Consider the following 10,675-nt stretch of genomic DNA (forward strand, 5'->3'; position numbering starts at 1 on the left):
AGGGATTTACGCCCTGCTCCCGATTCACGTCACGTGTTATTCGGTTTCCAGATCGATATCGATACCGAGCGAACGGATTTCTTTGATCAACACGTTGAAAGACTCGGGCATGCCCGGCTCCATACGGTGATCGCCGTCCACGATGTTTTTGTACATCTTGGTACGACCGTTCACATCGTCCGACTTGACTGTGAGCATTTCCTGCAGAGTGTACGCCGCGCCGTATGCTTCCAGCGCCCACACTTCCATCTCCCCGAAACGCTGACCACCGAACTGTGCCTTACCACCCAGCGGCTGCTGGGTAACCAGGCTGTAAGAACCAGTGGAACGCGCGTGCATCTTGTCGTCCACCAAGTGGTTCAGCTTCAGCATGTACATGTAGCCAACTGTTACGGCGCGCTCAAACTTGTTGCCGGTGCGGCCGTCGAACAGTTGCATCTGGCCGCTCTCTGGCATGTCAGCCAGCTTGAGCATTGCCTTGATTTCGCTTTCCTTGGCGCCGTCGAATACCGGGGTAGCCATCGGAACGCCGTTACGCAGGTTCTTCGCCAGATCCAGAACTTCCTGGTCGGTGAATTCGTCCAGATTTTCCTGACGGCCGCCGATCTCGTTGTAGATCTCGGTAAGGAACTTGCGCAGCTCTACCACTTTACGCTGCTCTTCGAGCATGCGGTTGATCTTCTCGCCCAGACCCTTGGCCGCGAGGCCCAGGTGGGTTTCAAGGATCTGACCGACGTTCATACGCGAAGGTACGCCCAGTGGGTTGAGTACGATGTCTACCGGAGTACCGTTGGCATCGTGCGGCATGTCTTCAACCGGCATGATCACGGAGACCACACCCTTGTTACCGTGACGACCGGCCATTTTGTCGCCCGGCTGGATGCGACGACGGATTGCCAGGTAGACCTTGACGATCTTCAGTACGCCCGGTGCCAGGTCATCGCCCTGTTGCAGCTTGCGCTTCTTGTCTTCGAACTTGTCGTCCAGCAGACGGCGACGATCGACGATGTAGGCCTGAGCCTTCTCGAGCTGCTCATTCAGAGCATCTTCAGCCATGCGCAGTTTGAACCACTGACCATGTTCGAGACCGTCGAGAACTTCGTCGGTGATTTCCTGACCTTTCTTCAGGCCAGCACCACCTTCTGCAACACGACCGACCAGCGCGGAGCGCAGACGCTCGAATGTAGCGCCTTCAACGATACGGAACTCTTCGTTCAGATCCTTGCGGATCTCGTCGAGTTGCGACTTCTCGATGGATAGTGCACGCGCATCACGCTCGACACCGTCGCGAGTGAAGACCTGAACGTCGATGACAGTGCCCTTGGTACCAGTCGGCACACGCAGGGAAGTGTCTTTAACGTCGCTGGCCTTCTCGCCGAAGATCGCGCGCAGCAGTTTTTCTTCCGGAGTCAGCTGGGTCTCGCCTTTCGGAGTGACCTTGCCGACCAGGATGTCGCCGGCGCCGACTTCGGCACCTACGTAAACGATACCGGCTTCGTCCAGCTTGTTCAGCGCCGCTTCACCCACGTTCGGGATGTCGGCAGTGATTTCCTCCGGGCCAAGCTTGGTGTCACGGGCCACACAGGTCAGTTCCTGAATGTGGATCGTGGTAAAGCGATCTTCCTGAACAACACGCTCGGACAGGCAGATGGAGTCTTCGAAGTTGAAACCGTTCCAGGCCATGAACGCGATGCGCATGTTCTGACCCAGTGCCAGCTCACCCATGTCGGTGGACGGACCATCGGCCATGATGTCGCTGCGCTGAACGCGATCACCCTTGCTCACCAGCGGACGCTGGTTGATGCAGGTGTTCTGGTTGGAACGGGTGTATTTGGTCAGGTTGTAGATATCTACACCGGCCTCACCTGTTTCAACTTCGTCATCAGCAACACGAACCACGATACGGCTGGCGTCAACCGAGTCGATCACACCGCCACGACGAGCCACGACGCAAACGCCGGAGTCACGCGCAACGTTGCGCTCCATGCCGGTACCCACCAGCGGCTTGTCAGCACGCAGAGTAGGTACAGCCTGACGCTGCATGTTCGAACCCATCAACGCACGGTTGGCGTCGTCGTGCTCAAGGAACGGGATGAGGGACGCTGCTACCGATACAACCTGCTTGGGCGAAACGTCCATCAGGGTAACGTCGGCAGGTGCCTTGACCGTAAATTCGTTGAGGTGACGTACCGCAACCAGCTCGTCGATCAGCTCTTGCTTGTCGTTCATTGCGGCCGAAGCCTGTGCAATGACGTGATCCGCTTCTTCGATTGCCGACAGGAAAACGATCTCTTCGGTAACCAGGCCTTCTTTCACAACGCGGTACGGGCTCTCGAGGAAACCGTACTGGTTGGTGCGAGCATAGGCTGCCAGCGAGTTGATCAGACCGATGTTCGGACCTTCCGGCGTTTCAATCGGGCACACGCGGCCGTAGTGAGTCGGGTGAACGTCTCGAACTTCAAAGCCGGCGCGCTCACGAGTCAGACCGCCAGGGCCGAGTGCAGAGACACGACGCTTGTGGGTGATCTCGGACAGCGGGTTGTTCTGGTCCATGAACTGGGAAAGCTGGCTGGAACCGAAGAACTCTTTCACCGCCGCAGCCACTGGCTTGGCGTTGATCAGGTCCTGAGGCATCAGGCCTTCGCTCTCTGCCATCGACAGACGCTCTTTGACCGCGCGCTCTACACGCACCAGACCTACACGGAACTGGTTTTCGGCCATCTCGCCGACGCAGCGAACACGACGGTTACCGAGGTGGTCGATGTCATCGACGATGCCCTTGCCGTTACGGATATCAACGAGGGTCTTGAGGACCGCAACGATGTCTTCCTTGCACAGCACGCCCGAACCTTCGATCTCGGTACGACCGATACGACGGTTGAACTTCATGCGGCCTACAGCGGACAGGTCGTAGCGCTCAGGGCTGAAGAACAGGTTGTTGAACAGCGTTTCGGCAGCATCTTTGGTCGGTGGCTCGCCAGGACGCATCATGCGATAGATCTCGACCAGCGCTTCCAGTTGGTTGCTGGTGGAATCGATCTTCAATGTGTCGGAGACGAACGGACCGCAGTCGATATCGTTGGTGTACAACGTCTCGATGCGAACGACCTGAGCCTTGGCGATCTTGGCCAGGATTTCAGTGTTCAGCTCGGTGTTGCACTCGGCAATGATTTCGCCGGTAGCCGGATGCACGATGACCTTGGCTGTCGTGCGGCCCAGGACGTAGTCCAGCGGCACTTCGAGCTCTTTGATCCCGGCCTTTTCCAGCTGGTTGATGTGACGAGCAGTGATACGGCGACCCTGCTCGACAATGACCTTGCCTTTGTCGTCCAGGATGTCCAGGACAGCAATCTCACCGCGCAGGCGCTGAGGCACCAGCTCCAGGCTCAGGTTTTCACCGCGAACATGGAATACGTTGGTGGTATAGAAAGCATCGAGCACTTGCTCGGTGGTGTAACCCAGTGCGCGCAGCAGTACGGACGCAGGCAGCTTGCGACGACGGTCGATACGGACGAATACGCAGTCTTTCGGATCGAACTCGAAGTCCAGCCACGAACCGCGGTAAGGAATGATACGAGCGGAGTACAGCAGCTTACCGGAGCTGTGCGTCTTGCCACGGTCGTGGTCGAAGAATACGCCAGGCGAACGGTGCAGCTGAGACACGATAACGCGCTCGGTACCGTTGATTACGAAGGTACCGTTCTCAGTCATCAGGGGGATTTCACCCATGTAGACTTCTTGCTCTTTGATGTCCTTGATCGCTTTGTTCGACGACTCTTTGTCGAAGATGATCAGACGAACCTTGACTCGCAGAGGTACAGCGTAAGTCACACCGCGCAGCACGCATTCCTTGACATCAAATGCCGGTTCGCCCAAGCGATAACCTACATACTCCAGCGCAGCATTGCCGGAGTAGCTGATGATCGGGAAAACGGATTTGAAGGCTGCATGCAGACCGACGTCGCGGAACTGATCTTTGGTCGCTCCCGCCTGCAGGAATTCGCGATACGAATCCAGCTGGATGGCCAAGAGATACGGCACATCCATTACGTCCGGCAACTTGCTAAAGTCCTTGCGGATACGTTTTTTCTCAGTATATGAGTAAGCCATCAGCGTTCCCCAGCTTGGTCACCTGCTTGTTTGGCTCCCTCCCGACGGAAGCAGCCAGAAAATCGTGCAAACCCCTTGGTTTGCGCCACCGTCATCGGTGGATCCTGCACGTTACAGACGTTGACCGTGCCAATCGTCTATAACGGAAAAAGGCCGGTGGCAAAAGCCACCAGCCATCAGCCGTTCGCTAGATGCGTGGGCTGGACACTCAAATCGATGCTTATTTCAGCTCGACTTTAGCGCCTGCTTCTTCCAGAGTAGCTTTGGCTTTGTCAGCTGCGTCTTTGGCAACAGCTTCCAGAACCATTGCTGGGGCGCCGTCAACGACTGCCTTGGCTTCTTTCAGGCCCAGACCGGTCAGTTCACGAACTGCCTTGATGACGTTAACTTTCTTCTCGCCAGCTTCCAGCAGCATGACGTTGAATTCAGTTTGCTCTTCAACAACAGCAGCAGCAACAGCTGGACCAGCCGAAGCAGCGGCAGCAGTAACGCCGAATTTTTCTTCGAAAGCTTTGATCAGCTCAACAACTTCCATTACGGACATGTTGCCAACGGCTTCGAGGATATCGTTTTGAGAGATAGACATGACTCTAATTCCTGATTTGGGGACGGCCTACGCGACCATCGAAAAAAACAAAAAACGCGAGAAGCGGCGAACCCTTAGGCTGCAGCTGCTTCTTTCTGGTCGCGAACAGCCGCCAGAGTACGAGCCAACTTGCTGGTAGCGCCTTGAATCACGCTCATCAGCTGAGAAATTGCTTCGTCACGGGTCGGCAGGGTTGCCAGTACATCGATCTGATTAGCTGCGAGGAACTTGCCCTCGAACGCAGCTGCCTTGATCTCGAACTTGTCCTGACCTTTTGCGAATTCCTTGAACAGACGAGCAGCAGCGCCCGGGTGTTCGTTGGAGAATGCGATCAAGGTCGGGCCTGTGAACACGTCGTTGAGGACACTGAAATCAGTGTCGGCAACAGCGCGCTTGAGCAGGGTGTTACGTACAACACGTACGTAAACGCCAGCTTCACGAGCCTCTTTACGGAGTCCGGTCATAGCGCCGACTGTCACGCCGCGGGCATCAGCCACGACTGCGGACAGACCAGCTTTGGCAGCCTCGTTGACTTCAGCGACGATGGCCTTCTTGTCTTCGAGTTTAATTGCCACGGGTTTAACTCCTGCTTGTTACCGTTTCACCTGGCCGAAGCCTGATGTCGTTTTGGTGTCTGATTCGGTAAGGAACCGGGAGCACCATCTGCGTAGGCTTGAGTTTTAAGACTTGCGTCGCCTACGGTCTTGGATAGCCCCCGCCAGGCAGGGACCCCAATTTTTCGGCGGCACGTCAGACGTGCCGCCTTTGTCTTACGCGTCCAGCGAGCCCTGATCGATCACCAGGCCTGGGCCCATAGTGGTGCTCAAAGTAACGCGCTTGACGTAGATACCTTTCGAGGAAGCCGGCTTGATACGCTTGAGATCAGCGATCAGCGCTTCAACGTTTTCCTTCAGCTTGACGGCGTCGAAGCCGACCTTGCCAACGGAAGTGTGGATGATGCCGTTCTTGTCGGTGCGATAACGAACCTGACCAGCCTTGGCATTCTTGACGGCGTTAGCAACGTCAGGAGTAACAGTACCGACCTTCGGGTTAGGCATCAGGCCACGAGGACCCAGAACCTGACCCAACTGACCAACAACACGCATTGCGTCCGGGGAAGCAATAACCACGTCGTAGTTCAGGTCGCCGGCTTTCATTTCGGCAGCCAGGTCGTCCATACCAACGCGATCAGCGCCAGCAGCCAGAGCGGCTTCAGCAGCAGGACCCTGGGTGAAAACTGCAACGCGTACAGTTTTGCCAGTGCCGTGCGGCAGAACGGTAGCGCTACGAACTACCTGGTCGGATTTACGAGGATCAACACCCAGGTTTACAGCGACGTCCACGGACTCGCTGAACTTGACAGTCGACAGCTCGGTCAGCAGAGCAGCTGCGTCTACAAAGTTGTAGGCCTTGCCAGCTTCGATCTTGCCAGCGATTGCCTTTTGACGCTTGGTCAGCTTAGCCATTACACACCCTCCACGTTAAGGCCCATGCTACGAGCGGAACCGGCGATGGTACGCACGGCCGCATCCATGTCAGCAGCAGTCAGATCCGCATTTTTTGCTTTTGCGATTTCTTCCAGCTGAGCACGGGTCACGGTGCCAACTTTAACGGTGTTCGGGCGAGCCGAGCCGCTGGTCAGACCTGCAGCTTTCTTCAGCAGAACCGACGCAGGGGTACTTTTTGTTTCGAAAGTGAAGCTACGATCGCTGTATACAGTGATGATCACTGGAGTCGGCAAGCCTGGCTCGATACCCTGAGTACGGGCGTTGAACGCTTTGCAGAATTCCATGATGTTCACACCGTGCTGACCCAGAGCCGGGCCTACTGGCGGGCTTGGGTTAGCCTGAGCGGCTTTCACTTGCAGCTTGATGTATGCACTAATCTTCTTGGCCATGAGGCACTCCAATTACGGGTTCAAGCGCCAATAAAGGCTCCCCGGTTGCTTACGCGTATATCCCAGTGACGAAAAAACCCCACAGCCTTAGGCTGCGGGGTATGGGATTCCAGCTCAGTTATGCCTTTTCGACCTGACTGAACTCCAACTCTACCGGAGTAGAGCGTCCGAAAATGAGCACCGCCACCTGGATACGGCTCTTTTCGTAGTTAACTTCTTCGACCGTGCCGTTGAAATCGGCAAACGGACCGTCGGTAACACGAACAACCTCGCCCGGCTCGAACAGAGTCTTCGGCTTCGGCTTGTCGCTACCGTCGGCGACACGACGCAGAATCGCTTCTGCCTCTTTGTCTGTGATAGGTGCAGGCTTGTCAGCGGTACCGCCGATGAAGCCCATGACACGCGGGGTATCCTTGACCAAGTGCCAAGTACCCTCATTCATGTCCATCTGAACCAGCACGTAACCAGGGAAGAACTTGCGTTCGCTTTTGCGTTTCTGGCCATTACGCATCTCAACCACTTCTTCAGTGGGAACCAGAATTTCGCCGAAGCCATCTTCCATGCCTGCGAGCTTCACACGCTCGATCAACGAGCGCATGACATGCTTCTCGTAACCCGAGTAAGCATGCACTACGTACCAACGCTTAGCCACGGGACACCCTTAGCCAACAATCAAGGAAACAAGCCAGCCGAGCAGGGAATCAAGCCCCCACAACAGCAACGCCATAACCAGAACAACAGCCACAACAATCAGCGTGGTCTGCGTGGTTTCTTGGCGAGTAGGCCAAACGACTTTACGGATCTCGGCACGCGCTTCCTTCGCCAGAACGAAAAAAGACTTGCCCTTGCCAGTCTGCAGAGCGACGAACGCAGCTGCAGCAGCGATAACAAGGAGAGCGAGAACACGGTACAGGATCGGCTCAGCAGAATAGTACTGATTACCGACAACACCCACGACGACCAAAACGACTACGAGGAGCCACTTCAGCATATCAAAGCGAGAGTCTGATGCTTCAGCCTTGGGATTCATCTACGGAGATCCTGTGAAAAGAAAGCCAGATTACATCTAGGAAATCTGGCAGGTCAGGAGGGAATCGAACCCCCAACCTACGGTTTTGGAGACCGTCGCTCTGCCAATTGAGCTACTGACCTAAAAGCAAAATCAGGCCGACCATTATGCGGACCTGACAACAGTATTTCAACACCTTATTCAAATCTCACCAACCAATGGCACCGACTTGAACAGCTCCAGGTAAATGGCGCACTGCGCACCTACCTAAAACAAAGGCAGATATTTTCATATCTGCCTTTAGCAATGGAGCTCTTGAGCGGATTCGAACCGCTGACCTCACCCTTACCAAGGGTGTGCTCTACCAACTGAGCTACAAGAGCAATACAATCTGCATAAGCTGCAAACATGGAGCGGGTAGCGGGAATCGAACCCGCATCATCAGCTTGGAAGGCTGAGGTTCTACCACTAAACTATACCCGCGCAATTTGCAGCTCGCGCTAAATCTGGTGGAGGGGGAAGGATTCGAACCTTCGAAGTCGTAGACGTCAGATTTACAGTCTGATCCCTTTGGCCGCTCGGGAACCCCTCCTGAGCAGGGCAGCATTCTCAACTCATGCCACCCTTCTGTCAACCTTTTTCTCAGTAAAAACCTGAGGTTACATGCGTTGACGCTTTCTGCTTCGTTTGCAAGACTTTCACCTCACTGCGAAGCGGGCGCCATTCTATGCAAACTATTCAGCAGTTGCAATGCCCTCGCATGACATTATTTTGTTTTTTAGCTGAGGGAAGTCCTGAGCCAGCTGATTGATCACTCCCGACTCGACAAGGCGCCGACTTTCGGGCGCGATCCTCAACCAGTAACCCGTACCAGCGGCTGGCTGCAGTGCCTGGAACTGTGACTGAATGTCCAGGCTGTTGAGTCGCTGCTCCACCGCACGAGCATCTTCCGGACGCGAGAAACCGCCCAGGTAAAGGCAATTCGAATCGACATCTCGTGGCAAATGCGCGGGGTCCGACTCGCTGAGCAGGCGTATGTCCTGTTGCGGAGCGCGATGCAATGACAACGGAAGCACTTCCTTCGCCCGCAGAGGCGCCTCTTGCTGATGCCAGATGTAGTAAAAGCCATTCAACATCAATAGAAGGAGAAACAACCAACGCATAGAAACCTCAGGGCAGCGGGCAAGCCAGGGCCAGACCGACAAAAACCAGATCAGGGACAATACGCGCGCCCGGGAGGACATCCGCGATCAGACTCGCATCCCCTCCGGTGACAAACACGGCAAATTCCCCCCCCCAGTACGCCCTCGCTATCTCCAGCTGCGTCAATGCAAACCCCCGGATCATAAGAGAGCAACCTCGCTCTACCGCTTCAGCAGTCGAACGACCAGGAACAAGGTCTGTCAGGGCTCGCCGGGCCGTTGCATCGTCATACCTTATACGACGCGTGTGAGTACGCAATTGATCACGCATCAGGGGCATGCCGGGGCATATGAACCCACCCAGGTGCCCGCCATCAGAAGCCACGAAGTCAGACGTGACAGCAGTACCAAGATCGATGACCAGACAGGCCTTTTGAACGCCATGGTAGGCACCCACAAAGGCCAGCCAGCGATCAAGCCCAAGCCGCTCGAATTCCTCGTAGCCATTCACAACGCCTGCCAGCTCACGCGCCGGCAAGGCACAGACTGGTCTTACGCCGAAAACACTGGAGAGAACAGACACCAGCGCATCTGTCTCTGCAGCATTGCGTACACTCACCAGGCGACAATGACTCAACGTCAGATCAGGCAGCCTCTGAAGGCTGTCCAGCAACGCACCGTCCGAATCGACGACGCCACCGGCCAGCACCACAGCATCGCTTCGCCCGATTACACGCCACTTGATGAAGCTGTTGCCGCAGTCAAGTTCAAGAATCATCGCGCAACCTCAGGCTGAGCTCACCACCACTAAAGCTTTTTTCCACGCCACCCACTTCCAAACGCAATGCGCCGAGCGCATCAATACCCAAGACAATGCCGTTCACAGGTTCAACGCCCGAGAGCAACGTAACTGCCGATCCCTGCCACAGATGACCACGCTCCCACTCATCACGAAATGCCTCGAATCCCTTTTGGCGGTGCTCAACCAGATACGACTCGATCTTCAGACTCATTCGAGCAGCCAGCTCATTGCGATCCACAAACGTACCGGTTTCGAGACGAATGGATGTCCAGGACTGATCGACCTCGGCGGAAAGCTGCATGTTCACATTGACACCCACGCCGATTATCACATGACAAACGTCAGCAGGATCTCCAATCAACTCAAGCAATATTCCGGCGATCTTCTTTCTACCTACCAGAACGTCGTTGGGCCATTTCAGACCCGCTCCCTCAACACCGATGTCACGAAGGACATTCATGACCGCCAGGCCTATGAGCAGACTGAGACCTTCCAGCTGGCGCATACCGCCGTCGATGCGAAGCACCAGGCTGTAATACATGTTTGCCGCAAAAGGGCTCACCCATTTACGACCACGCCGCCCTCTTCCCGAGGTTTGCCGCTCAGCCAGAACGAGAGCAGGCATGCTGCAATCACGGGAGATAAGCCGCGCTGCTTCGGCATTGGTGGAATCAACAGAGTCGCAGATATGAAACGACCAGCCATCCGGAAGAGCGAGATGCGACAACACGTCGCCATCCAGCAGAGAAATAGGCGTGGCGAGCTTATAACCTCGTCCACGCACTTTATGAATTTCGATACCCAGATCCGTCTCGAGCAGTTGAAGCTGTTTCCAGACGGCGCTTCGGCTGATTCCGAGGGCATCTCCCAAGACCTGTCCTGAATGAAAGGCCCCATCAGCAATAAGCTTCAACAACGTCAGCATGTAAGGATCGCCTTGCAATAAGGCACGCATGATAGCCACGCAGAAGCACAATGCATAGAAACGAACGGGCGATTTTTGAAACGCGAAAAAGACAAAACCCCTCACCGCGCAAGCGATGAGGGGTTTCGGAATTGAATCTTGACGATGACCTACTCTCACATGGGGAAACCCCACACTACCATCGGCGATGCATCGTTTCACTGC

The 10,675-nt window shown here is 55.5% G+C and carries 10 protein-coding genes and 4 tRNA genes; all 14 read right to left on the minus strand.

Features of this window, described 5'->3' with window-relative positions; genetic code table 11:
- Positions 1-36: 36 nt before the first annotated feature.
- The 14 genes from rpoB to birA all read right to left on the minus strand — a co-directional run bounded on the left by rpoB (position 37) and on the right by birA (position 10,471).
- Positions 37-4,110: a DNA-directed RNA polymerase subunit beta gene (gene rpoB, locus JTJ32_RS21670; RefSeq protein ID WP_099227159.1), complete on the minus strand. Its 4,074-nt coding sequence runs from the start codon at positions 4,108-4,110 to the stop codon at positions 37-39.
- 220 nt (positions 4,111-4,330) lie between these two features.
- Entirely contained in the window at positions 4,331-4,696 is a 366-nt protein-coding gene (gene rplL, locus JTJ32_RS21675) for a 50S ribosomal protein L7/L12 (RefSeq protein WP_004883656.1), read from the minus strand.
- Between the two features lie 74 nt (positions 4,697-4,770).
- The gene (gene rplJ / locus JTJ32_RS21680; RefSeq protein ID WP_099227160.1) at positions 4,771-5,271 is read right to left on the minus strand and encodes a 50S ribosomal protein L10; all 501 of its coding nucleotides are present in this window, start codon (positions 5,269-5,271) and stop codon (positions 4,771-4,773) included.
- A 195-nt stretch (positions 5,272-5,466) separates the two neighbouring features.
- The gene (gene rplA, locus JTJ32_RS21685) at positions 5,467-6,162 is read right to left on the minus strand and encodes a 50S ribosomal protein L1 (protein ID WP_099227161.1); all 696 of its coding nucleotides are present in this window, start codon (positions 6,160-6,162) and stop codon (positions 5,467-5,469) included.
- A complete protein-coding gene (gene rplK / locus JTJ32_RS21690; protein ID WP_004883650.1) occupies positions 6,162-6,593 on the minus strand; it encodes a 50S ribosomal protein L11 in 432 nt (143 codons plus the stop codon). Before rplK ends, rplA begins: the two co-directional genes overlap by 1 nt.
- A gap of 118 nt (positions 6,594-6,711) precedes the next feature.
- The gene (nusG, locus tag JTJ32_RS21695) at positions 6,712-7,245 is read right to left on the minus strand and encodes a transcription termination/antitermination protein NusG (protein WP_002555501.1); all 534 of its coding nucleotides are present in this window, start codon (positions 7,243-7,245) and stop codon (positions 6,712-6,714) included.
- Between the two features lie 9 nt (positions 7,246-7,254).
- Positions 7,255-7,623: a preprotein translocase subunit SecE gene (gene secE, locus JTJ32_RS21700; RefSeq protein WP_004883646.1), complete on the minus strand. Its 369-nt coding sequence runs from the start codon at positions 7,621-7,623 to the stop codon at positions 7,255-7,257.
- A 46-nt stretch (positions 7,624-7,669) separates the two neighbouring features.
- A tRNA-Trp gene (locus JTJ32_RS21705) sits at positions 7,670-7,745 on the minus strand.
- Between the two features lie 164 nt (positions 7,746-7,909).
- Positions 7,910-7,985: transfer RNA gene (locus JTJ32_RS21710), tRNA-Thr, on the minus strand.
- A gap of 26 nt (positions 7,986-8,011) precedes the next feature.
- Positions 8,012-8,085 (minus strand) — tRNA-Gly (locus tag JTJ32_RS21715).
- A gap of 24 nt (positions 8,086-8,109) precedes the next feature.
- A tRNA-Tyr gene (locus tag JTJ32_RS21720) sits at positions 8,110-8,194 on the minus strand.
- A gap of 142 nt (positions 8,195-8,336) precedes the next feature.
- Complete coding sequence (locus tag JTJ32_RS21725; RefSeq protein WP_184323568.1) at positions 8,337-8,765, minus strand: SPOR domain-containing protein; 429 nt, start codon at positions 8,763-8,765, stop codon at positions 8,337-8,339.
- Between the two features lie 7 nt (positions 8,766-8,772).
- Positions 8,773-9,522, minus strand: a complete 750-nt coding sequence (locus JTJ32_RS21730) for a pantothenate kinase (protein ID WP_210043232.1) — start codon at positions 9,520-9,522, stop codon at positions 8,773-8,775.
- On the minus strand, positions 9,512-10,471 hold the full coding sequence (birA, locus tag JTJ32_RS21735; protein WP_210043244.1) for a bifunctional biotin--[acetyl-CoA-carboxylase] ligase/biotin operon repressor BirA: 960 nt from the start codon (positions 10,469-10,471) through the stop codon (positions 9,512-9,514). The genes JTJ32_RS21730 and birA overlap by 11 nt, the downstream gene beginning before the upstream one ends.
- Between the last annotated feature and the right edge of the window lie 204 nt (positions 10,472-10,675).

The organism is Pseudomonas alliivorans (assembly GCF_017826695.1).
Taxonomy (GTDB): Bacteria; Pseudomonadota; Gammaproteobacteria; order Pseudomonadales; family Pseudomonadaceae; genus Aquipseudomonas; species Aquipseudomonas alliivorans.